The organism is Sphingopyxis sp. GW247-27LB, assembly GCF_002277025.1.
Classification (GTDB): domain Bacteria; phylum Pseudomonadota; class Alphaproteobacteria; order Sphingomonadales; family Sphingomonadaceae; genus Sphingopyxis.
This window is the reverse complement of the sequence record NZ_NIWD01000002.1, coordinates 567,280-589,275: the sequence shown is the minus strand read 5'-3', so window position 1 is coordinate 589,275 and position 21,996 is coordinate 567,280. Positions and strand designations below refer to the sequence as shown.

General features: G+C 67.5%; 21 protein-coding genes. 11 read left to right on the top strand and 10 right to left on the bottom strand.

The window, feature by feature from the left end:
- Positions 1-33: 33 nt before the first annotated feature.
- The 3 genes from CD928_RS02885 to CD928_RS02875 are packed head-to-tail and all read right to left on the bottom strand — an operon-like array spanning position 34 to position 2,150.
- Positions 34-630 carry a GNAT family N-acetyltransferase gene (locus CD928_RS02885; RefSeq protein ID WP_095384550.1) on the bottom strand — a complete coding sequence of 199 codons (597 nt, stop codon included), beginning with the start codon at positions 628-630 and terminating at the stop codon, positions 34-36.
- Between the two features lie 25 nt (positions 631-655).
- The gene (locus CD928_RS02880) at positions 656-1,111 is read right to left on the bottom strand and encodes a hypothetical protein (protein WP_095385220.1); all 456 of its coding nucleotides are present in this window, start codon (positions 1,109-1,111) and stop codon (positions 656-658) included.
- 49 nt (positions 1,112-1,160) lie between these two features.
- Entirely contained in the window at positions 1,161-2,150 is a 990-nt protein-coding gene (locus tag CD928_RS02875; protein WP_095384547.1) for a threonine/serine dehydratase, read from the bottom strand.
- A gap of 67 nt (positions 2,151-2,217) precedes the next feature.
- On the opposite strand from CD928_RS02875, the gene CD928_RS02870 reads away from it, so the two are divergent.
- The 11 genes from CD928_RS02870 (at position 2,218) to CD928_RS02820 (ending at position 13,819) form a co-directional block, all read left to right on the top strand.
- Positions 2,218-3,426 carry a saccharopine dehydrogenase family protein gene (locus CD928_RS02870; RefSeq protein ID WP_095384545.1) on the top strand — a complete coding sequence of 403 codons (1,209 nt, stop codon included), beginning with the start codon at positions 2,218-2,220 and terminating at the stop codon, positions 3,424-3,426.
- Positions 3,427-3,551: 125 nt separating this feature from the next.
- A complete protein-coding gene (locus tag CD928_RS02865) occupies positions 3,552-3,902 on the top strand; it encodes a DMT family protein (RefSeq protein WP_095385218.1) in 351 nt (116 codons plus the stop codon).
- Between the two features lie 15 nt (positions 3,903-3,917).
- A complete protein-coding gene (locus CD928_RS02860) occupies positions 3,918-5,105 on the top strand; it encodes a carboxynorspermidine decarboxylase (protein ID WP_095384542.1) in 1,188 nt (395 codons plus the stop codon).
- A gap of 43 nt (positions 5,106-5,148) precedes the next feature.
- Positions 5,149-5,997 (top strand): hypothetical protein, encoded by an 849-nt coding sequence (locus CD928_RS02855; protein WP_095384540.1) that lies wholly within the window; start codon positions 5,149-5,151, stop codon positions 5,995-5,997.
- Between the two features lie 192 nt (positions 5,998-6,189).
- Positions 6,190-7,383 (top strand): type III PLP-dependent enzyme, encoded by a 1,194-nt coding sequence (locus CD928_RS02850; RefSeq protein ID WP_095384537.1) that lies wholly within the window; start codon positions 6,190-6,192, stop codon positions 7,381-7,383.
- Positions 7,384-7,535: 152 nt separating this feature from the next.
- On the top strand, positions 7,536-8,885 hold the full coding sequence (gdhA, locus tag CD928_RS02845; protein ID WP_095384534.1) for an NADP-specific glutamate dehydrogenase: 1,350 nt from the start codon (positions 7,536-7,538) through the stop codon (positions 8,883-8,885).
- A gap of 84 nt (positions 8,886-8,969) precedes the next feature.
- Positions 8,970-9,701 carry a trehalose-phosphatase gene (gene otsB / locus CD928_RS02840; RefSeq protein ID WP_095384531.1) on the top strand — a complete coding sequence of 244 codons (732 nt, stop codon included), beginning with the start codon at positions 8,970-8,972 and terminating at the stop codon, positions 9,699-9,701.
- Entirely contained in the window at positions 9,686-11,479 is a 1,794-nt protein-coding gene (locus tag CD928_RS02835) for a glycoside hydrolase family 15 protein (RefSeq protein WP_176473417.1), read from the top strand. The genes otsB and CD928_RS02835 overlap by 16 nt, the downstream gene beginning before the upstream one ends.
- Positions 11,476-12,852, top strand: a complete 1,377-nt coding sequence (locus CD928_RS02830; protein WP_095384530.1) for a trehalose-6-phosphate synthase — start codon at positions 11,476-11,478, stop codon at positions 12,850-12,852. The genes CD928_RS02835 and CD928_RS02830 overlap by 4 nt, the downstream gene beginning before the upstream one ends.
- 89 nt (positions 12,853-12,941) lie before the next feature.
- A complete protein-coding gene (locus CD928_RS02825) occupies positions 12,942-13,373 on the top strand; it encodes an MAPEG family protein (protein WP_095384529.1) in 432 nt (143 codons plus the stop codon).
- A gap of 11 nt (positions 13,374-13,384) precedes the next feature.
- A complete protein-coding gene (locus CD928_RS02820) occupies positions 13,385-13,819 on the top strand; it encodes an MAPEG family protein (protein WP_095384528.1) in 435 nt (144 codons plus the stop codon).
- 37 nt (positions 13,820-13,856) lie between these two features.
- Here the strand turns inward: CD928_RS02820 and CD928_RS02815 are convergent, their stop codons facing one another.
- The 7 genes from CD928_RS02815 to CD928_RS02785 all read right to left on the bottom strand — a co-directional run bounded on the left by CD928_RS02815 (position 13,857) and on the right by CD928_RS02785 (position 21,978).
- Positions 13,857-15,056, bottom strand: coding sequence for a class I SAM-dependent RNA methyltransferase (locus CD928_RS02815; RefSeq protein WP_095384527.1), 1,200 nt, complete (start codon positions 15,054-15,056; stop codon positions 13,857-13,859).
- Positions 15,053-16,399, bottom strand: a complete 1,347-nt coding sequence (locus CD928_RS02810; RefSeq protein ID WP_095384526.1) for an NAD(P)H-hydrate epimerase — start codon at positions 16,397-16,399, stop codon at positions 15,053-15,055. Before CD928_RS02810 ends, CD928_RS02815 begins: the two co-directional genes overlap by 4 nt.
- Positions 16,400-16,462: 63 nt before the next feature.
- Positions 16,463-16,858 (bottom strand): hypothetical protein, encoded by a 396-nt coding sequence (locus CD928_RS02805; RefSeq protein ID WP_095384525.1) that lies wholly within the window; start codon positions 16,856-16,858, stop codon positions 16,463-16,465.
- Positions 16,855-18,717 (bottom strand): dihydroxy-acid dehydratase, encoded by a 1,863-nt coding sequence (gene ilvD / locus CD928_RS02800; RefSeq protein WP_095384524.1) that lies wholly within the window; start codon positions 18,715-18,717, stop codon positions 16,855-16,857. The genes CD928_RS02805 and ilvD overlap by 4 nt, the downstream gene beginning before the upstream one ends.
- 59 nt (positions 18,718-18,776) lie before the next feature.
- A complete protein-coding gene (locus CD928_RS02795) occupies positions 18,777-19,508 on the bottom strand; it encodes an N-formylglutamate amidohydrolase (protein ID WP_095385209.1) in 732 nt (243 codons plus the stop codon).
- Positions 19,505-20,353, bottom strand: a complete 849-nt coding sequence (locus tag CD928_RS02790) for a 4-(cytidine 5'-diphospho)-2-C-methyl-D-erythritol kinase (protein ID WP_095384523.1) — start codon at positions 20,351-20,353, stop codon at positions 19,505-19,507. Before CD928_RS02790 ends, CD928_RS02795 begins: the two co-directional genes overlap by 4 nt.
- Positions 20,350-21,978: a tetratricopeptide repeat protein gene (locus CD928_RS02785; RefSeq protein WP_255247021.1), complete on the bottom strand. Its 1,629-nt coding sequence runs from the start codon at positions 21,976-21,978 to the stop codon at positions 20,350-20,352. Before CD928_RS02785 ends, CD928_RS02790 begins: the two co-directional genes overlap by 4 nt.
- Positions 21,979-21,996 lie beyond the last annotated feature (18 nt).

Sequence of the window (21,996 nt, the reverse complement as noted above, 5' to 3'; positions counted from 1 at the left end):
TCCACCCCCCAGATTGCACGCCTCGCCGCGCAGTCATCCTCGCGAGGGTTCGCGCATCATCCCCCAGAAATGCGGGCCGCCGCCCGCGACGTCCCATTCCATGGCGATGGAAAAGCCGAGCCGTTCGTAGAGCGGCACGTTGCCCGCCGTCGCGGTTTCCAGCCAGCACGGCAATCCTTCGGCATCGGCTATCGCTGTCTGCGCGCGGATGATCCGCCCGCCGTGTCCCTTGCCCTGATGCCCGGGGCGCACGCCGACATAGTGGAGATACCAGAAACGCCCCTTCGGTCGGTGCGCGTCGATACTCGCCTGCACCTTCAATCCACGCGGCAAGGCGGTGCCGAAGGTCGCAACGAGCGGGATGACGGTGCGCAGGAATTCGAGACCGCCGCTATGCGCCCGCCCCGGTGCGCGCCACAGCGCCGCCGCCTCGTCATCAGCGGCGCGCAGCGCGGTGCCGGCGCGGGCATCGGCGGGAACGAGCACGCGGAACAGGCCGCGCAGCGCCCTGGCGCGATGCTCAGGGTCGGGAAGAATCCACGACAGCGCCGGGTCGGTCTGGAACGCCTGCGCCAGCGTTTCGATCAGCGCCGGATGGTCCGGCCGCGCGGCCGCAACGATCTCTGTCATTCCCCCTTCCCCCAAGACGCCGCCGTCAATCGCGGCAATAACCCTCGCCTTCCTTGACGATCAGGCATTCCTTCTTGCCGGCGAGATATTTGAGCCCGGTATCCTCGCCATTGCCGCGATGGAGCGACAAGCGCTCGCCGCTGCGTTCGAACTGGATCCCATGCTCGCTGTCGCGCCCGACATAGGTGCCCTTGGTGTCGAGATCGGACTGCATCTCCAGCGAATAGCGCTCGGGTTCGGTCGGGGTGATGGTGACATACATGCCCTCGACCCCGGTCCATTTGCCCGCCCAACTCGCGAAGCGGTGCGGCGCGGTCGCCGGATCAGCCTCGGGGTCGGCCGCCGTCTCGTCGGGCACCGATTCGACCGGCACTTCGGTCGTCGTGGTCGTGGTTTCGGACGGCGCGGGGGCTTCCGCCTTCTCGCAGCCGGCCAGCAGCACCAGCGCCGTCGAGGCCGCAAGGATCATGCTCGTTTTCATCATGCGTCTCCTTCCATCGTCCAGAACGCGTGCGCCGGGATAAGTTTCCCTATCCCGCCAGTATCTCCGCATAATGCCGCGGATCGACATTGCCCCCCGAAAGCGTGACGAGCGTCGCGCGGCCCGGCGCCACCTTGCCCGCGAGCAGCGCCGCGAGCGCCGCAGCGCCGCCGGGCTCGACGACGAGGTGCAGTTTCTCGAACGCGACGCGCATCGCGTGGCGCACCTCGTCGCGCGTCACCGCGACCCCGCGCACCCCGCGCGCCTGCAGCACCGCGAAGTTGATCGGCCAGGTCTGCGGCGTCTGCAGCGCGTCGCATTCGGTCGGATAGGCGAGATCCTCGACCGTCAGGATCGTCCCGGCTTCGAGGCTGCGGGTGACATCGTCCCACCCCTCGGGCTCGATCGCGACGACTTCGGCATCGGGGCACGCGAGCGCGAGCCCTGCCGACAGGCCGCCGCCGCCGCAACAGGCGACGACTGTGTCGGGTCCGTCGACCCCGCGCGCCTCCATCTGCGCGCGCGCCTCGATCCCCGCCGTCCCCTGCCCCTCGATGATCCAGGGATCGCCATAGGCGTGCACGAGGGTGCCGCCGCGCTCTTCGAGCAGCTTCGCTGCGACCGCGTCGCGCGATTCATTGACGCGGTCGTAAAGCACGACCTCGGCCCCGAGCGCGCGGGTCGCGTCGAGCTTCATCCGCGGCGCGTTGCTCGGCATCACGATCGTCGCCCTGATCCCGAGCCGCCTTGCCGCCCAGGCGACGCCCTGCGCATGGTTGCCGCTCGACACGCCGATGACGCCCGCAGCCGCCTGTTCGGGCGTCAGGTCGGTCAGCCGGTGCCACGCGCCGCGGATCTTGAACGCGCCGACCGGCTGCAGGCACTCGGCCTTGCACCAGATGGTGGTGCCGTCGATCTCGAGCGGCAGCAGCGGCGTCGGCGGGAGCAATGCAGCGACTTTCGCCGCGGCGCGTTCGACCCCCGCGAGGGTCGGCGCGCGCGCCGGATCGCGCAGGGGATCGGGGCTTTGCTGTGTCATGGCTTCGTCCTATAGGGCGGCGCATACAAGGCAAGCCGCATAGGTTCGCGGACAGGAGATTTTCACGATGAGCAAGGTTCTGGTGATCGGCGCAGGCGGCGTCGGTTCGGTCGCGGTGCACAAGATGGCGATGAACCCCGACATCTTTCCCGACATCACGCTCGCGAGCCGCCGCAAGTTCAAGTGCGACGCGATCGCCGAATCGGTGAAGGAACGTACCGGCGTCACGATCCAGACCGCCGAGGTCGACGCCGACCATATCGACGCGACCGCGGCGCTGATCCGCTCGATCGGCGCGACGCATGTCGTCAACCTTGCGCTGCCCTATCAGGACCTGACGATCATGGAGGCGTGCCTGTCGACCGGCGCGCATTATATCGACACCGCGAATTACGAGCCGCGCGACGAGGCGAAGTTCGAATATCACTGGCAGTGGGCCTATCACGATCGCTTCAAGGAGGCGGGGTTGATGGCGCTGCTCGGATCGGGCTTTGACCCCGGCGTGACGAGCGTGTTCGCGACCTGGCTGAAGAAGCATCATTTCGATCGCATCGACACGCTCGACATTCTCGACTGCAACGGCGGCGATCACGGCCAGCATTTCGCGACCAACTTCAACCCCGAAATCAACATCCGCGAGGTCACCGCGGTCGCGCGTCACTGGGAGAATGGCGACTGGGTCGAGACCCCCGCCATGTCGGTGAAGCAGAGCTTCGACTTCGAGGAGGTCGGCCCGAAGAACATGTACCTCATGTATCATGAGGAGATCGAAAGCCTGAAGACGCACCTGCCCGAGATCAAGCGCATCCGGTTCTGGATGACCTTCGGCGACGCCTATATCCAGCACCTCACCGTGCTCCAGAACGTCGGCATGACGCGGATCGACCCCGTCATCTACGAAGGCCGCGAGATCATCCCGCTCCAGTTCCTGAAGGCCGTGCTCCCCGAACCGTCGAGCCTCGGCGAGACGACCAAGGGCAAGACCAACATCGGCGTCATCGCCACCGGCCTCGGCAAGGACGGCAAGGAAAAGACGCTCTATCTCTACAATATCTGCGATCACGAGGACGCCTATGCCGAGACCGGCAACCAGGCCGTCAGCTATACGACCGGCGTCCCCGCGATGATCGGCACCGCGATGATGGTGACCGGCGCCTGGAACGGCAAGGGCGTGTTCAACATCGAGCAGATGGACCCCGACCCCTTCATGGACATGCTGATGAGGCATGGCCTGCCGTGGCAGGTGAAGGAGCTCGACGCACCGCTGGATTTCTAAGTCAAACTGTGCGTGGTGTGTGTTCCGGCGAAAGCCGGAACCCGGGGATGGGAGGCGCAAGCCTTGCGTTCTGACGCGCTGGACTCCGGCTTTCGCCGGAGAACATGGATGGCGAGGGACTATCGATGACCGCCTATCTCCTGCCGATCGGCCTGCTTTTCGTCTCGAACATCTTCATGACCTTCGCCTGGTACGGCCATCTCGGCGATCTCTCGCGGCCGATGTGGCTGGCGATCGTCATGGCGTGGGGCATCGCCTTCTTCGAATATTGCCTCGCGGTGCCCGCGAACCGCATCGGCCACGCCGTCTATTCGACCGCCGAATTGAAGACGATGCAGGAAGTGATTACCTTGCTCGTTTTCGCGGGCTTCGCGGTCTTCTGGCTCGGCGAAAAGCTGACGGTGAATCATCTGATCGGCTTCGCCTTGATCGCGGCGGGCGCCTTCTTCATCTTCAAGGGGCCGATCGCGGCCTGACAGGATTACGAGATCATGGAAACCAGAGCCGGCGACCCCGGAGCCTTCGCCCGCTTCGACCTGAGCCGCGTCCCCTCCCCCGCCTTCGTCGTCGACGCGGCCAAGGTCCGCGCTAACCTGTCGGTGCTGCGCGGAATCGGCGATGCGTCGGGTGCGCGCGTGCTCGCGGCGCTCAAGGCTTTTTCGATGTGGTCGCTCGGGCCGACAGTAACGGACTATCTCGACGGCGTCTGCGCTTCGGGTCTCTATGAGGCGAAGCTTGGCCGCGAGGAATATGGCGGCCCGAACGGCGACAAGGAAGTCGCGACCTATTGCGCGGGCTACAAGGAAGCCGACCTGCCCGAGATCGCGGGGCTCTCCGACCATCTAATCTTCAATTCGCCCGGCCAGATCGCCCGCTTCCGCCCGCTGCTCGACGACCTCCGCGCGCAGAGCGAGACGTTCGATATCGGCCTGCGCATCAACCCGATGCACAGCGAGGGCGAAACCCCGAAATACGACCCCGCGGCGCCGTGCAGCCGCCTCGGCTTTCCCGTCACCCAATTGCTGCCCGAGCATATGGAGGGCGTCGACGGCATTCATATGCACAGCCTGTGCGAGCAGGACTTCCCGCCGCTCGCGCGCACCTGGGCGGCCGTGCAGCCGATGCTGCGCCCCTTCTTCGGCCAGCTCAAGTGGATCAACTTCGGCGGCGGCCACCATGTCACCCGCGCCGATTATCAGGTCGCCGATCTGATCGCCTTCCTGAAGCAGGTGCGCGCCGCGACCGGCTGCGAGGTGATGATCGAGCCCGGCGAGGCCGCGGCGCTCGACGCGGGCATCCTCGTCGGCGAGATCCTCGACCTGTTCGACAACGGCATGCCCATCGGCATCACCGACATCAGCGCGACCTGCCACATGCCCGACGTGATCGAGGCGCCCTATCGCCCCGCGATGCTGGGCGAGGAGGACAGCGGCGCCGCGACCCGCCTCGGCGGCCCCTCCTGCCTCGCGGGCGACGTGATCGGCGACTATCGCCTGCCCGGCGGCGCCCGCGTCGGCCAGCGCTTCGCCTTCCTCGACCAGGCGCATTATTCGATGGTCAAGACCAACACCTTCAACGGCGTCCCGCTGCCGTCGATCTGGCTGTGGGACAGCGAGAGCGACGAGCTGAAAGAAATTCGCCGTTTCGGTTACGAAGACTTCAAAATGCGATTGAGTTGATCGCCCGCTTTCCCCCATAGCTGACGGTGGGGGAGACAGGGGGATGAGCGAGAGCCGTTTGACGAAATGGTGGCTGAATTCGGTCGACTGGTATCGGCGTCAGCCAATAGCGTTGAAGATCCTGCTGCTGGTCATGCCGTTACTGATCGGCAAGATCGTCGACCAACTGCTGAAATGGCTTGGCGCCGCGGCGTCCTTGCCCGATTGGGCCGTGGCGGCGCTGGTCGTTGCCTTTCTGGCGGTCGCAGCGCTGGCCTCGCGATCGCTCCATCACCCCGAAGAGACGGATTGCTTCCCGCCGCTCGATTTCGGCGACCTCGAGGTGCACAACAGCTTTTCCATCGAACAGCTCGAGCGATTGCGAACCGGCCTGCACGAGGAAATCTACGGCGGCGCGGCGCCGCTGGGCGATGAAATCACCCGCATGTATCTGGCCAACCCCGTAATGGGCGTGGGGCTCTATGACCCGGCCCAGCGCGATTATGTCGCCTTCGCAACGGCCTGGCCGCTGACCGACGCAGCGGGGGAGAAGCTGATCCGGGGCGAAATAACCGAGAATGACCTGGTCGCGGCGGACATTCTTCCCGCCGAGCGCAACGGCAAGGCGAACTTCGTCATCGTGCCCGCTTTCGGAGCGACCAAGCGCCACGGCCTGCGTGACCGGACGGCTTTGGGGTTCAAGCTGTCCAACGAATTGCGCCGGGCGATGCGACGGAACTTCTTTCCCAATCGCCGGCGTGCGATCACGCTGATCGCGACCGGCTTTTCCGAGGATGGCTGCAAATGGTGCCGCGGCAACCAGATGCAGGAGCGCACCCGCATCCGGTTCGTCGACTCGCCCAAAAGCTACCCGGTCTTTTCGCGCCGGCTGACGTGGGACGATATCGACTGAACGGCGGCAAATTCGGCGCAAAGCGCGGCAAAGGCCCCTTCCTGACGGCCGAAAGCGATGCGAGGAAGGCGCGCAAAGGGTCTTTACAGGGGGGACCCCCCACCATATATGCGCCCCTCGCTGCCCCAGGGGGACTTCCAATAACCGCAAGGCAGCCTTTGTGTTTAACGTTATTTTTGGGGGTCCCTTGAGTTGCACCAGCATCATAGCGCCCACGGGCTGATTCAGGCACTTTCGCCGATCGAACCTGTTACGCTTGTCCGCCCGCACGCCGCGCGGCGCGCAGCGCGTTTCTTCATCGAGCGATTTCCCGGCACGACCATGTATGCGGTCAAGGCGAATCCGTCGCCCGACCTGCTGCGCGTGCTGTGGGATTCGGGTGTCACCCATTATGACGTCGCCTCGATCGCCGAGGTGCGGCTGGTGGCGCGCACCCTGCCGGGGGCGACACTCTGCTTCATGCATCCGGTGAAGGCCGAGGAAGCGATTTCCGAAGCCTATTGGAAGCATGGGGTCCGCACCTTCTCGCTCGACACGATGGACGAACTTCAGAAGATCGTCCGCGCGACCGAGGGCGCGCAGGATCTGAATCTGCTCGTGCGCCTGCGCGTTTCGTCCGACCATTCGAAGCTCAGCCTCGCCGCCAAGTTCGGCGCCGAGCCCGACGAGGTCGCCGAACTGCTGATGGCGACCCGCCAGGCGGCCGATGCGCTCGGCATCTGCTTCCACGTCGGCAGCCAGGCGATGACCCCGCACGCCTATGCGCAGGCGATGGAACGCGTCCGCGCCGCGATCGTCGCGGCGTCGGTGACGGTCGACATCGTCGATGTCGGCGGCGGTTTCCCATCGTCCTATCCCGGCATGGAGCCCCCGCCGCTCGACGCCTATTTCGACACGATCCACCGCAGCTTCGAAAGCCTGCCGATCAGCTATTCGGCCGAACTGTGGTGCGAGCCCGGTCGCGCGCTGTCCGCCGAATACAGCTCGCTGATCGTCCGCGTCGAAAAGCGCCGCGGCGAGGAACTCTATATCAACGACGGCGCTTACGGGGCGCTGTTCGACGCCGCGCATGTCGGCTGGCGCTTCCCCGTCACGCTGCTGCGCGACGGAGAGAGCGACGCCGAGATGCTGCCGTTCAGCTTCTATGGCCCGACCTGCGACGATCTCGACCATATGGCGGGCCCCTTCTTCCTTCCCGCCGACATCAAGGCGGGCGATTTCATCGAAATCGGGATGCTGGGCGCCTATGGCTGCGCGATGCGCACCAAGTTCAACGGCTTCGGCGCGGACGAAATCCACGTCGTCAGCGACGAGCCGATGGCGAGCCTCTACACCGGCGAGATCGAAGAAGAACGCCGCACGGCGACGGTGACCAAGCTCTTCTGAGCTTTCCACACCGCTGATCCTTCCAAAGGCCGGTCCGCACCCCGCGGGCCGGCCTTTTTCTTGGCCCATTCGATTTTCTGCGACCGATCGCCTTGCGGCCGCGCGCCGCATGGTTCACAGGCCCGTTCGATTCATACAGTCAGGAGGTCCTTTTGAGCAAGATTGATGAAAAGTTGCAGCCGGTTCTTGATGAAGTATTGCGCAGAAACGCCGGGGAAGCCGAATTCCACCAGGCTGTCCACGAAGTGCTCGAAAGCCTCGGGCGCGTCGTCGCGAAACACCCCGATTATGCCAGCCATGCGCTGATCGAACGGATTTGCGAACCGGAGCGACAGATCATCTTTCGCGTTCCCTGGGTCGACGACAGCGGCCAGGTCCAGATTAACCGCGGCTTTCGCGTCCAGTTCAACTCGGCGCTCGGCCCCTACAAGGGCGGCATCCGTTTCCACCCGTCGGTCAATCTCGGCATCATCAAATTCCTGGGGTTCGAGCAGATCTTCAAGAATGCGCTGACCGGCATGCCGATCGGCGGCGGCAAAGGCGGGTCCGACTTCAACCCGCGCGGCCGCTCGGACGGCGAGATCATGCGCTTCTGCCAGGCCTTCATGACCGAGCTTCAGCGCCACCTCGGCGAGTATACCGACGTTCCCGCGGGCGATATCGGCGTGGGCGGGCGCGAGATCGGCTATATGTTCGGCCAGTACAAGCGCCTGACCAACCGCTACGAAGCGGGCGTGCTCACCGGCAAGGGGCTCGTCTACGGCGGGTCGCGCGCGCGCACCGAGGCGACCGGCTTCGGGCTCGTTTATTTCGTTCAGCAGATGCTGGCGACCAAGGGACAGTCGCTCGACGGCAAACGCGTCGTCGTTTCGGGGTCGGGCAATGTCGCCATCTATGCGATCGAAAAGATCCGGCAGTTTGGCGGCAAGGTGCTCGCCTGCTCCGATTCCAACGGCTATGTCCTCGACGAGAACGGCATCGACCTGGACCTTCTGAAGGAAATCAAGGAAGTGCGCCGCGAGCGCCTGTCCGAATATGTGCGGGCGAAGGGCGCGGGCGCGCATTATATCGAGGGCGGGTCGATCTGGGACGTGGCATGCGACATCGCGCTTCCCTGCGCCACCCAGAACGAGCTGACCGGCAAGGATGCGGCGACGCTAGTCCGGAACGGGGTCCAGGTCGTCGGCGAAGGCGCCAACATGCCGTCGACCCCCGACGCGGTCGACCTGTTCCACCAGAATGGGGTGATGTTCGCGCCGGGCAAGGCGGCCAACGCCGGCGGGGTCGCGACCTCGGCGCTCGAAATGCAGCAGAACGCCTCGCGCGACAGCTGGACTTTCGACCAGACCGAAGAGCGGCTGGCGCGTATCATGCGGAGCATCCACGACAATTGCGCCGCGACCGCCGACGAATATAGCGCCCCCGGCAACTATGTGCTGGGCGCCAATATCGCCGGCTTCGTGCGCGTTGCCGAGGCGATGCGGTCGCTCGGCGTGATCTGAGGTTCCTCGCCGGCGGGAGGGGAGAAAAGTGTCCGATCTCTAGGCGGTTGACCCAGCGGGTCGCCGCCCTTAGCCTTTGCCGCAATGCACAAAAGCATCGACCTCCCCTCGCCCCCGGCGTTCGCCGGGCTCGCGGCCGGGCGTCCGCTCGCGCTGTTCCTCGATTTCGACGGGACGCTGGTCGAGATCGCCGATACCCCCGACGGCATTCATGTGCCCGATGGGGTGCCGGCGCAGCTCGCGGCGCTTCACCGTGCGCTGGGTGGCCGCATCGCCATCGTCAGCGGCCGCGCAATCGCCGATATCCAGTCGCACCTCGGCCCGCTCCATCTGCTGATGGTCGGCTCGCACGGCGCCGAGATCGGCGAGGCCGCCAAGGGCACAAAGCCCTTGTCCGACGCGAGCCGCGCCGAACTCGCCGCGCTGACCGCCGCCTGGCCCCGCCTGCTCGTCGAAACCAAGCCACATGGCATGGCGGTGCATTATCGGCAGGAACCCGAAGCCGCCCCAGCCGTCTTTACCGTCATGGACGACATGGCAGCCCGCGAAGGCCTTGCCGCTCGGCGCGGCAAGATGGTGGTCGAGCTGGGCCCGAAAAGCGCCAACAAGGGCGCCGCGGTGACCCGGCTGATGGCGGCGGTGCCCTTTGCGGGCGCGCTGCCGGTCTTCATCGGCGACGATACAACCGACGAGGACGGTTTTGCCGCCGTTACCGCGGCGGGCGGATACGGCATCCTCGTCGGCGCGCCGCGCCCGACCGCCGCCCATTATCGCCTCGCCGACCCCGAAGCGGTGCATCGATGGCTGACCCTCTGAGCTCGCTCGCCCTCTGGCCGGTCGGCAATTGCCAGGTCAGCGCGCTGGTCGACGGCGAAGCGGGCTTCGTCTGGGGCTGCGTGCCGCGCGTCGACGGCGATCCCGTCTTCTGCGCGCTGCTCGGCGGCGACAAACAGCATCAAGGCGTCTGGCGTTTCCGCCTCGCAGGGCAGGTCAAGGCCACCCCGCGTTATCGCCGCAACACCCCGATCCTCGTCACCCGGCTCGAGGCCGAGGACGGGAGCGCGGTCGACGTCATCGATTTCTGCCCGCGCTTCGAGAGGTCGGGGCGCATGTTCCGCCCCGTCGCCTTCGTCCGCATCGTCCGCCCCGTCGCGGGCAGCCCGCGGATCGAGATGGAGCTGGCACCGATGCGCGACTATGGCGCCGAGGTCGCGGCGACGACGCGCGGCACCAACCATATCCGCTATCTGGTCGGCACCCAGCCGCTGCGCCTGACCACCGACGCGCCGGTCGGCTATGTCATGGAAAGCCGCTCGTTCCGCGTCGAGCAGGACCTGCATTTCTTCCTCGGCCCCGACGAGCCCTTCACCGGCAACGTGTCGCAGGCGCTGCGCGGCATGGAGGAGGCAACCGATCTTTACTGGCGAAGCTGGGTGCGCGGGCTCGCGACGCCGATGGACTGGCAGGATGCCGTCATTCGCGCCGCGATCACGCTCAAGCTCTGCCAGCATGAGGAAACCGGCGCGATCGTGGCCGCGCTGACCACCTCGATCCCCGAGGCGCCGGACAGCGGGCGCAACTGGGACTATCGCTTCTGCTGGATCCGCGATGCCTATTACACGGTGCAGGCGCTCAACCGCCTCGGCGCGCTCGACGTGCTCGAAAAATATCTCGCCTATCTGCGCAACATCGTCGATCGCGCCGCCGGCGGCCATATCCAGCCGCTCTATTCGGTGATGGGGGTGACCGAACTCGACGAAAGCGTCGCATCGGACCTTGCCGGCTATCGCGGCATGGGGCCGGTGCGCATCGGCAACGCCGCCTGGACGCAAGTCCAGCACGACGCCTATGGCCAGATCGTGCTGCCGACCGTGCAGGGCTTCTTCGACCAGCGCCTGTTCCGCGTCGCCGACGCGCGCGATTTCGAAAGCCTCGAAAGCGTCGGCGAGGTCGCGTGGAAGATGCACGACCAGCCCGACGCGGGCCTCTGGGAATTTCGCACCCGCCAGCTCGTCCACACCTATTCGGCGGTGATGAGCTGGGCGGCGTGCGACCGGCTCGCCAATGTCGCCGCGCGCATCGGGCGGCCCGAGCGCGAAACCTTCTGGAACGAACGCGCCGCGACGATCCGGGCGACGATCGAACGCGAGGCGTGGAGCGAGGCCAAGGGCCATTATGGCGCCGCCTTCGGCCATGCCCATATGGACGCGAGCCTGCTCCAGATGGTCGAGCTGCGCTTCATCCGCGCCGACGACCCGCGTTTCCAGGCGACCTTCGCCGCGATCGAAAAGGCGCTGCGGCGCGGTCGCAACATGCTGCGCTACGACAGCGAAGATGATTTCGGCCAGCCCGAGACCGCGTTCAACATCTGCACCTTCTGGCTGATCGAGGCGCTGCACCTGTGCGGACGGACAGACGAGGCGCGCGAGCTGTTCGAGGTGATGCTCGCGCACCGCACGCCGTCGGGCCTGCTGTCCGAGGACATGGATTTCGAGAATGGCGAGCTGTGGGGGAATTTCCCCCAAACCTATTCGCTTGTCGGGATCATCAATTGCGCGGGTCTGTTGTCGCGCAGCTGGGACACGGTGCGATGAGCCGGCTGATCGTCGTCTCGAACCGCGTGTCGGTCGACAAGGGTCGCGGCGCGACCGGCGCGCAGGGCGGCCTTGCCGTCGCGATGAACGGCGCGCTGCGCCAGCATGGCGGCATCTGGTTCGGCTGGTCGGGCGAGGAGGTCGAGCATTTCACCGGCCAGCTCACCCTCGCGCGCGCCGACGGCTTCACCACCGCGACGATCGACCTCGAGCCGCAGGACGTCGAGGAATATTACAACGGCTACGCCAACCGCACGCTCTGGCCGCTCTTCCACTATCGCATCGACCTTGCCGAATATGAGAATGAGTTCGGCCGCGGCTACGAGCGCGTCAACGAGCAGTTCGCGAACAGCCTGATCCCGCTTGTCGAGGCGGACGATCTGGTCTGGGTGCAGGATTATCATTTCCTGCCGCTGGGCGAGCGGCTGCGCGCGCATGGCCTGACGAACCGCATCGGCCTGTTCCTCCATATCCCCTGGCCGCCGACCCGCCTGCTCGTTTCGCTTCCCTTCCACGAGCGGCTGGTGGAGGCGATGCTCCATTATGACGTGATCGGCTTCCAATCGGTCGAGTGGCTCGAAAGCTTCCTCCACTATTGCCGCAAGGAGCTGAACGCCGAAGTCGACGAAGACAGCGGCACGGTGCGGCTCGGCGACCGCACCGCGACCGCGCGCGCCTTTCCGATCGGCATCGACCACAAGGAGTTCATGGCGCTCGGCGAGACCGGGACGGCGCGCCGAGCGCAGGAGCGCGTCACTGGGAGCGCTCGCAACCGCACGGTGGTGATCGGCGTCGACCGGCTCGACTACAGCAAGGGGCTGCCCGAGCGGATCGACGCGCTGGAACGGCTGTTCGCCACGCAGGACGACATGGTCAACCGGCTGCTCTACGTCCAGATCGCGCCCCCCTCGCGCGAGGATGTCCGCTCCTATCAGGAAATCCGCGCGACGCTGGAGCAGAAGACCGGGCAGTTCAACGGCGCGCATTCGGACGTCGACCTTGTCCCCATCCGCTACGTCAACCGCGGCTTCGGCCGCGCCGAACTGTTCGGCTTCTACCGCGCCGCGAAGATCGGGCTGGTGACCCCGATCCGCGACGGCATGAATTTGGTCGCCAAGGAATATGTCGCGGCGCAGGACCCCGAGGATCCGGGCGTCCTCATCCTCTCGCGCTTCGCGGGCGCCGCCGAGCAGTTGACCGACGCGCTGCTCGTCAATCCGCTCAATCACGAAGAGGTCACCCGCGCGCTGTGGACCGCGCTTCACATGCCGCTCGAAGAGCGCAAGGCGCGCTGGAGCGCGCTCAACGCCGTCGTGCGCGACCGCGACGTCATCGGCTGGGCCGAGGATTTCATCGCGACGCTGAGGGGCTGAATCGCCGCCTTGCATTGTCGCCGTTCGGCCCTAGCATCCGGCTCCACGCGGCTTGGGGTCGTCAAAGCGCCGCGGTGAAAGGGGAAAATATGTCCAACAGCATTCTGGCACCCGGCGCGGTGCTCGCCTTGTGGACGCTGATCATGCTCATCTGGGTTGCGGTCACGCGTTTTTCGGCGATGTCGAAGGCGGGGGTCGACCTCAAAGTCGCGCCACCGGGCGGCCGCGGCGCCGACCTCGAAGGCGTGCTGCCGCCCAGCGTCAACTGGAAGTCGCACAATTATACGCATTTGCTCGAACAGCCGACGCTCTTCTATGCGGTGATCGTCTTCCTGCACCTGTCGGGCGGCGACGTCGGCTACACGCGCTGGATCGCCTGGGCCTATGTGATCCTGCGCATCGTCCATAGCCTGTGGCAAGCGACGGTGAACCGCATCCCTGTGCGCTTCGCCATCTTCTCGCTCTATACGCTGTGCCTGTTCGCGCTGTCGGTCCTCGCCGTCATCGCCACCTTGGGTTGAGGGGGAATATCATGGATACCAACGCCATATTGGGACCGGTTGCGACGCTCGCGCTCTGGTCGATGATCATGTGGGTATGGATGTACGCGACGCGCATCCCCGCGATGAACCGCGCCAAGATCGACGCGGCGAAGATGGTCGGCGGCACGGGAAAGAATCTCGACGATGTGCTGCCCGCCGAAGTGCAGTGGAAGGCGCACAACTACAATCATCTGATGGAGCAGCCGACGGTCTTCTATGCCGTCGCCATCGCGCTCGCGGTCGGGGGCATGGGCGGCGGGCTCAACGCCCAGATCGCTTGGGCCTATGTGGGCCTGCGCATCCTCCACAGCCTGATCCAGGCAACGGTGAACCGGGTGATGTGGCGCTTCGGCATCTTCGCGCTCGCCAGCCTCGCGCTCATCGCGCTGTGCCTGCACGCGTTCATGGGGTTCGTGCTGCATTGACCCAAATTCGCCCTCCCCTGAAGGGGAGGGGCTTTGATTACCGGCTGAACCGCCCCGCCAGTTCCACATGGGTCGACCAGCGGAACTGGCCCACCGGTTGCACCCAGTCGAGGCGATAGCCGCCCGCGAGCAGCAGCTTCGCGTCGCGCGCGAAGCTCGCGGGGTTGCAGCTGACATAGGCGATCGCCGGCACCGCCGAGGCCGCGAGCTGCTTGACCTGTTCCTCAGCCCCCGCGCGCGGCGGATCGAGGATCACCGCGCCGAAACGGTCGAGCTCGGCGGAAACCAGCGGCCGCCGGAACAGGTCGCGATGCTCGGTCGCGACCAGCGCCCGCGCGCGGTTGGCCGCGCCGGTCAGCGCCAGAATCGCATCGCGCGCACCCTCGGCCGCATAGACCTTCCGCCCCGCCTGCACCGACAGCGCGAAGGTCCCGGCGCCGGCGAACAGGTCGGCGACCGCGGGCGCATCGCCGATCGCCTCGCGCACCGCCTCGATCAGCGCCGCCTGTCCCGCCGCGGTCGCCTGCAGAAAGGCGAAGGGCGGCACCTCGACCGCGATATCGCCGAAGCGCACCGTCGGCGGCTCGGGCTGCCAGATCGTCTCCAGCCCGTCGCCCTGATCGATCGCGAGCCGCGCGAGGCCGTGTGCCCCCGCGAAGTCCTGCAACGCCATCGCAGCGTCGAGCCCCTCCGCGCGCACGTCCTCCAGCACCACTTCTGCGCCTTGGTCGAGCATCTGCAGCTTGACCTTCACCGGCCGCCGCTGCGGCGCGATGGTGCCCAGCAGGGCCCGAATCGGGCCGATCAGCGCGAACAGTTCAGGAATCAGCAGCGGACATTCGCGCATGTCGACGATCTGGTTGCTCTGCGCGGCGTTGAAGCCGACGGCGGTCTGCTTGCCCGCCCTGAGCGCGCTGAGCGCCGCGCGGCGCCGGCTTTGCGGCGGCGACAAAAGCGCCGGGCGCACCTCGCCCGCCGCGACCTGTTGTCCCGCCAGCGCCCCCGCGACCCGGTCGCGCACGAAATCGGCGAGTGCGCCCTCGGCGACATGCTGGAGCTGGCAGCCGCCGCATTTGCCGAAATGACGGCAGACGGGCTCGGCGCGGTTGGGACCGGGCACCAGCGTCCCGTTGGCTGCGACCCGGTCACCCGGAACACCGCCCGCGACGTGGCGTCCGTCCGCCGTCACGCCGTCACCGCGCGCGGCGATGCGTTCGATCAAATCTTCATCGGTCATGCTTTTACCAGATCATCCGCTACAAGGCCGGGGCCGATAGCCCGTGCGCGCGCGATATGCCAGCCCACCGCCGCGACGGCGGCGTCGAAGGCATCGCCGCCGCGCGCGAGCATCGCGCCGCACGCGCCCGCCAGCACGTCGCCGGTCCCCGCGGTGGCGAGCCAAGAGCATCCCGGCCACGCCGCCACGGCGCGCCCGTCGGGCGCCGCGATGACGGTATCGGCGCCCTTGTAGATCACCACCGCGCCGCTCTGCTGCGCTGCCGCCCGCGCCCGGTCGACCTTGCTTCCCGCAAGGCCGGGAAAGGCGCGCGCGAACTCGCCCGCGTGCGGCGTCAGGATCGCGCGGACCTCGCCGAGCCTCGGTAGCGCCGACGCGATCGCGGCCGCGTCGAGGACGAGCGGCTTGCCGCTGCCCAGCGCCGCCGCCACGTCACGGTCGAGCGCGTCGCCCGCCGGGTAGCCCGGCCCGATCACCACGGCGCCGAGGCGCGGATCGGCGAGCCGCTCGGAAAAACCATCGCCGCTCTCAGCAATGACCGCCGAGAAGGGCGCGGCAGAAGCCCCGCTCAAGATCGCATAGCCCGCCCCGGCGCGCAGCACCGCGGCGGCCGCCAGCCCCGCCGCCCCCGGCATCGGCCCGGCGCGGACGAGCGTCATGCCGCGGCTGAACTTGTGCGCCGACGCATCGGGATCGTCGGTTTCGAAGCGAGGGAGCGTACGCAATGTCGGCGCAGCGTCGATCCCGATCGTGGCCAGCAGGGTCCGTCCGCAGGTGGGCGCGGCAGGCAACAGCACATGCGCCGGTTTGAGAGCGCCCAGCGCGACCGTGACGTTGGCGGGCAATGGCGGAACCCAATCCTGCACCCCGTCGGCATCGACTCCGCTCGGCACATCGACCGCGAGCACGCGGCGTCCCGCAAAGCGAATCAAGTGCGCCGCAAGATCGTCAGCCAGCGGCCGCGACAGCCCCACGCCGAACAGCGCATCGATGATCAGCGGCGCGGGCGCCAGATCGTCGCCCAGCGCCTCGACAGGCCCTGCCCACCCCAGCCGCGCCGCGCGCGCTAGGTCGGTAGCCGGCTCCGCCAAGGCCGCCACGCGTACGCGCACCCCGCGTTCGGCGAGCAGCCGCGCCGCGACATAGCCGTCGCCGCCATTATTGCCGGGACCGCAGAGGATCAGGACCGGCGCACCCGCCACCATCCGCCACGCGGTATCGGCGACCGCGGCGCCGGCACGCTCCATCAGTTCGGCCAGCGAGGGTCCCGACGCGGCGCACGCCGCCTCGGCCGCGCGCATCGCGTCGCTGGTCAGGATGGGAGCGTCGGCGGGAACGGACATGGGACTGCCCTATCACATCCAGAGCCGACGCCCATGCCCGTTCGGAAAGAAAGAGGGGCAGCCCTATGTCCCGCCGCTGGTATTCGCCGGCAGCCGGTAGCGGTCGCCGCCGATCGCGACCTCGATCATCCCGTCGCCGACGATCGTCACCTTCGCGGGCTCCGACCCGTCGGCGGACACGACGCCGCGCCCGTCGGTCGCGATCGCCAGGCGGCGATAGCCGGTGTCGGCGCGACCGACGACAAGGATGGTCCCCTCTGCACCGCTCATTTCCTCGATCGTGCAGGTGCGGTCGAACAGCTTAGCGCCTTCGAGCGCGCAGTCGATACGGCCATTCAGCGCGGCTTCCTTTGCCTGCCGCGCCTCGGCTTCGGCGAGCGCGCCATTGTCGGGGGCGGCGTTGCAGCCCCCGAGCAGCAACAGCGGCAGCATCGCCCCGCCCCGTTTCGATGGCGTCATCCCCCGGCCTTCCTCAGCTGCGACAGGTCGCGCACCGCGCCGCGCGCGGCGCTCGTCGTCATCGCAGCATAGGCCTGAAGTGCTACCGAAACCTTGCGCGGACGCGGTTTGGCGGGCTGCCACGCCGCCTCGCCCTTCGCGTCCATCGCCGCCCGGCGCGCCGCCAGCTCCGCGTCCGAAAGGAGCAGGTCGATCGTGCGCTTCGGAATGTCGATCTTGATCAGGTCGCCGTCCTCGACCAGCCCGATCGCCCCGCCCTCGGCCGCTTCGGGCGAGACATGGCCGATCGACAAGCCCGAGGTGCCACCCGAAAAGCGGCCGTCGGTGATCAGCGCGCAGGCGGCGCCCAGCCCCTTCGATTTGAGGTAGCTGGTCGGATAGAGCATTTCCTGCATCCCCGGCCCACCCTTCGGCCCTTCGTAGCGGATCACGACCACGTCGCCCGCCTCGACCTGCCCGGTCAGGATCCCCGCGACCGCCGCGTCCTGGCTTTCGAACACCTTGGCGGGGCCGGTGAACTCGAGGATCGATTCGTCGACCCCCGCGGTCTTCACGATGCAGCCGTCGCGCGCGATATTGCCCGAGAGCACCGCAAGCCCGCCATCCTTGCTGAACGCATGGCTTGCCGAGCGGATCACCCCGCTCTCGCGGTCGAGGTCGAGGCTGTCCCAGCGCCGGTCCTGGCTGAACGCGGTCTGCGTCGGAACTCCGCCGGGCGCCGCCATGAAGAATTTTTGCACCGCCGGGTCGTTGGTGCGTCCGATGTCCCATTTGTTCAGCGCATCGCCCAGCGTCGCGCTGTGCACCGTCGGCAGATGCGCGTGGATCAGCCCGGCGCGCTCGAGCTCGCCGAGGATCGCCATGATTCCCCCGGCGCGGTGGACATCCTCCATATGGACGTCGCTCTTCGCCGGCGCGACCTTCGACAGGCACGGCACGCGGCGCGACAGCCGGTCGATGTCCTCCATGGTGAAATCGACGCCGGCCTCGTGCGCGGCGGCGAGCAGGTGGAGCACGGTGTTGGTCGATCCGCCCATCGCGATGTCGAGACTCATCGCATTTTCGAACGCCTCGAAGGTCGCGATATTGCGCGGCAGCACGCTGTCGTCGCCCTCTTCATAATGGCGCTTGCACATTTCGACGGCGATCCGCCCGGCACGCAGGAACAGCGCCTTGCGGTCGGCGTGGGTCGCGAGGGTCGATCCATTGCCGGGCAACGACAGCCCCAGCGCCTCGGTCAGGCAGTTCATCGAATTGGCGGTGAACATGCCCGAGCAGCTTCCGCAGGTCGGGCACGCCGAGCGTTCGACCGCCGCGACCTCTTCATCCGTATAATGTTCGTCGGCTGCGGCGACCATCGCATCCACGAGATCGAGGGCGACTTCCTTGCCCTTGAGCACGACCTTGCCCGCCTCCATCGGCCCGCCCGAGACGAAGATGACGGGAATGTTGATGCGCAGCGCTGCCATCAGCATGCCGGGCGTGATCTTGTCGCAGTTGGAAATGCACACCATCGCGTCGGCGCAATGCGCGTTGACCATATATTCGACGCTGTCGGCGATCAGGTCGCGGCTCGGCAGGCTGTAGAGCATGCCGTCGTGGCCCATCGCGATGCCGTCGTCGACCGCGATCGTGTTGAATTCCTTGGCGACTCCGCCCGCCGCCTCGATCTCGCGCGCGACCATCTGGCCCAGGTCCTTCAGGTGGACGTGGCCGGGCACGAATTGCGTGAAGCTGTTGACCACCGCGACGATCGGCTTGCCGAAGTCGCTGTCCTTCATCCCCGTCGCGCGCCACAGCCCGCGCGCGCCCGCCATGTTGCGGCCGTGGGTAGTCGTGCGTGAACGATAAGAAGGCATTTGGAGAGTTCCTGATAATATTATTTCACAAAACGGCGATTCAAAGCGCCTCTACACGCCTATGCCGGCAGTTTCAATGCCGCTTTCCTCAGCATGTGCGCCAGCAGTCCGGCGAAGCGCGCGTGCCCGGCCGCGTCGCCGACCAGGTCCTGCCGCATCTCGATCCCGACATAGGGTATCCCATTCGCTTCGGCATGACGGTCCATCGTCGCGTTGAGCAGCTTGCCCGAATAGGGCTGCTGGTCGCCGACGATCAGCCCTTCGGCTTCGAGCGCCGCGATCGCCGGCCCCGCGAGACGGTCGTCGCCATTATAGAGCACCCCGACATGCCACGGCCGCGCCTGATCGGGATGACTGGCCAGCGAGGGCGTAAAGCTGTGCAGCGACAGGATCATCGCCGGGCGCTGCGCCGCAATCACCGCTGCGATATGGTCGTGATAGGGCCGGAAAAACCGCGCCAATCGCGCTTCGCGCGCCGCGTCGTCGAGCGCATTGCCCGGAACCGCGTGCCCGTCACTCGCGATCGGCAGCACCCCCGGCGCTTCCTCGTCGCGGTTGCAGTCGACGACGAGCCGCGACACGCCGCCCAGGATCGCCGCATCGACCGCGCCATCCTCGACCAGCAGCGCCGCGACTTCGGCGACCCCGATGTCGATCGCGATATGATTTCCGAGCAAGGCGGGGTCGATGCCGAGGTCGATGTCGGCGGGGACATGGTTCGACGCATGATCGCCGATCAGCAGCACCCCGCCCGCGCGCGGCGTTCCGAGATCGCGCCAGGCTTCACTCATCGCAGCGCCCCCGTCATCTGCCACCATTCGGGCCGTCGCCCTTTCAGATAGAGCGCCGCCGCATCGCGCTCGGCGAGCGCATCGAACAGCGCGAAGCAGGTCGCGCCCGACCCCGACATGCGCGCCAGCCACGGCCGGAGCCCGCCGAGTTCGGTCAGCACCTCGGCGATCGCCGGGCACTGCGCGATCGCCGGACGCTGGAGATCGTTGCGCGCCGCGAAAAGCTGGGCGCGAAGGTCCGCGGCGGTGAACAGCGGGCCGCGATCGGTGCCGTCCCATGCAGCGAACACCGGCCCGGTCGCGACGGGCTGCCGCGGGTTGACGAGGAGGACGGGCGTCCCACCGAGCGCCAGTTCGGGCGCGGGACTGAGTTCCGCGCCGGTGCCGACGCCGAGGCATGTCTCGCTTGTAACACAGGCGGCGATATCCGCGCCAAGCGGTGTCATCAGCCGCACCAGCGCCGCGTCGCCCAGTTCGGGCAGGAAATGCCGCCGCACGAGCCGCGCCATTGCCGCCGCATCGGCCGATCCGCCGCCGATCCCCGCCGCGACCGGCAGAGCCTTGGTCAGCCGTATGGCGAGCGGCGGCACGCGATCGGCGCCATAGCGGCCGCGGAGCAAGGCGAGCGTACCCAGCACCAGATTGTCTGCGCCCGCGCTCAGTCCCTCCGCGAACGCACCATCGATGGTCAGCGTGTCGGTATCGGCAACCACGGCCTCCAGCGTGTCGCCACCGTCGACGAAGGCGAACAGCGTCTCGATTGCATGATAGCCGTCCGCGCGCCTTGCCCGCACATGCAGCGCCAGATTGATCTTCGCCCAGCCGGTTTCGGTGAAGACCGTCACGGTGCCACGGTCGCGGGGGTCAGCCCGTCGCGCAGCTTCGCGGTGATCCGCGTCGCCATGTCGGCCTCGGCGCCCAGCGCCGCCGCGCGCCAGACGTAACGCGCCGAAAAGCGACGCCCCGCCTTCCAATAGGCATCGCCCAGATGCTCGACGATCACGGAATTTTCGGGATCGCCGCGCTGTGCCTTCTCGAGCAGCGGCACCGCGTCGTCGATCCGCCCGCTCAGGAAATAGGCCCAGCCAAGCGAATCGGTGATGCTCGGGTCCTGCGGCTCCTTCCGCCACGCCGCTTCGATCCGCTCCAGCGACTGCTCGACATTCTTGCGCCGTTCGATCGCCGAATATCCGGCGAAATTCAGCACCGCCGCATCGCCCGGCCGCAGCGCGACCGCCTGTTCGATCAGCGGCGCCGCACCATCCCAGTCGCCGGCCTTGAGCAACAGGTCTGCGCGCGAGATCAGCAGCAGCGCGCGCAGCGCCGCATCCTCCTCGCCATCGGTCAGGCTCGCTTCCAATCGCGCATAGGCCCGCATCGCGGCGTCGCTATCGTCCGATCGGCGCGCAAGATCGGCAAGCCGAAGCAGCAGGCTGCGCGGCGGCGTCTCGCCGGCCACCGCAGCTTCGGCCGTCGCCAGCGCCCCCTTCATGTCGCCGCCATCCGCGATCAGTTCGGCGCGACGCATCGCGAGTACCGGAGGCAGCGCCGCGCCATCTTCGGTCAGTAGCGCCATCGCATCGTCGCGCTGCCCGTTGCGGTCGAGCGCCTCGACCAGCGTCGTGCGAACCTGCTGATCCCCCTCGTTCAGCCAATAGGCCGTACGCGCGAAGAGCAGCGGCACCGTCGGGCTGCCGTGCGGGGTGCGCGAAAGCCCGTCGGCGAGCAGCCCCAGCCAATGCGCGACACCGGCGCGCGGGGTCGCAACCGGCTGGTCGGGAAGCAGCAGCAGCGGATCGTCGCGTTCGCCGGCCGCGAGCGCGATGCGCCCGCGCAGCCGTTCGGCCGCCGCGGCCTCGCCCGCCTTGTCGAGCGACGCCGCGACACGCAGCGCGACGAGCTGGCTCGACCGGTCGCTCAGCGTGATCGTGTCGACCAGCGCCACGGCGTCGGCGGGCCGGCGCGCCGCGAGTTCGACGAGCGCCGCTTCGAGCAGCAGCGCGGGTTCGGGCCGCGCGACCGGGCTGGCGGCGATCAGGTGGCGCTCGGGGCGCTTTTCGCGGGCGCCGACGTCGACCCACGCGTTGATCGCTGGGGTGATCAGCTTCGCGACGGCGTCGACCCCCGCCTTGTCGGGGCGCCCGCCCATCACGTCGCGCGCGCCTTTCCAGTCGGATCGGCGCAGCGCGTCGACGAGCAGCACGAGCTGCGCATCGAAGCGGCGGTCGCCGCTCTTCCACAGCACCGCCGCAGCGCTGCGCGCGGCGGGCAGGTCGCCGGCCTGGATCGCCTGTTCGAGAATCCGCCCCCGCACGCCGGGCAGGTCGGGGGCGAGGCTGGCAACGGTCGTCAGTTCCAACAGCGCCGCGGCGGGCTCGCCCGCTTCTTCGGCGAGCCGCGCGCGGACGAAAGCGCTCAGCGCTTCATCGCCGGGATCGGTCGCCGCCTGCGCGGGCGCCGCCGCGAGCACGACCGCGAGGGACGTCAG

Coding starts and splice junctions, on each gene's coding strand:
- CD928_RS02795 (WP_095385209.1), bottom strand. CDS start 19,508: ATGAGTGAAGCCTGGCGCGATCTCGGAACGCCGCGCGCGGGCGGGGTG.
- CD928_RS02875 (WP_095384547.1), bottom strand. CDS start 2,150: ATGACACAGCAAAGCCCCGATCCCCTGCGCGATCCGGCGCGCGCGCCG.
- CD928_RS02835 (WP_176473417.1), top strand. CDS start 9,686: ATGGCTGACCCTCTGAGCTCGCTCGCCCTCTGGCCGGTCGGCAATTGC.
- CD928_RS02830 (WP_095384530.1), top strand. CDS start 11,476: ATGAGCCGGCTGATCGTCGTCTCGAACCGCGTGTCGGTCGACAAGGGT.
- ilvD (WP_095384524.1), bottom strand. CDS start 18,717: ATGCCTTCTTATCGTTCACGCACGACTACCCACGGCCGCAACATGGCG.
- CD928_RS02810 (WP_095384526.1), bottom strand. CDS start 16,399: ATGTCCGTTCCCGCCGACGCTCCCATCCTGACCAGCGACGCGATGCGC.
- CD928_RS02870 (WP_095384545.1), top strand. CDS start 2,218: ATGAGCAAGGTTCTGGTGATCGGCGCAGGCGGCGTCGGTTCGGTCGCG.
- CD928_RS02885 (WP_095384550.1), bottom strand. CDS start 630: ATGACAGAGATCGTTGCGGCCGCGCGGCCGGACCATCCGGCGCTGATC.
- CD928_RS02805 (WP_095384525.1), bottom strand. CDS start 16,858: ATGACGCCATCGAAACGGGGCGGGGCGATGCTGCCGCTGTTGCTGCTC.
- CD928_RS02865 (WP_095385218.1), top strand. CDS start 3,552: ATGACCGCCTATCTCCTGCCGATCGGCCTGCTTTTCGTCTCGAACATC.
- CD928_RS02825 (WP_095384529.1), top strand. CDS start 12,942: ATGTCCAACAGCATTCTGGCACCCGGCGCGGTGCTCGCCTTGTGGACG.
- otsB (WP_095384531.1), top strand. CDS start 8,970: ATGCACAAAAGCATCGACCTCCCCTCGCCCCCGGCGTTCGCCGGGCTC.
- CD928_RS02815 (WP_095384527.1), bottom strand. CDS start 15,056: ATGACCGATGAAGATTTGATCGAACGCATCGCCGCGCGCGGTGACGGC.
- CD928_RS02855 (WP_095384540.1), top strand. CDS start 5,149: ATGAGCGAGAGCCGTTTGACGAAATGGTGGCTGAATTCGGTCGACTGG.
- CD928_RS02860 (WP_095384542.1), top strand. CDS start 3,918: ATGGAAACCAGAGCCGGCGACCCCGGAGCCTTCGCCCGCTTCGACCTG.
- CD928_RS02820 (WP_095384528.1), top strand. CDS start 13,385: ATGGATACCAACGCCATATTGGGACCGGTTGCGACGCTCGCGCTCTGG.
- CD928_RS02880 (WP_095385220.1), bottom strand. CDS start 1,111: ATGAAAACGAGCATGATCCTTGCGGCCTCGACGGCGCTGGTGCTGCTG.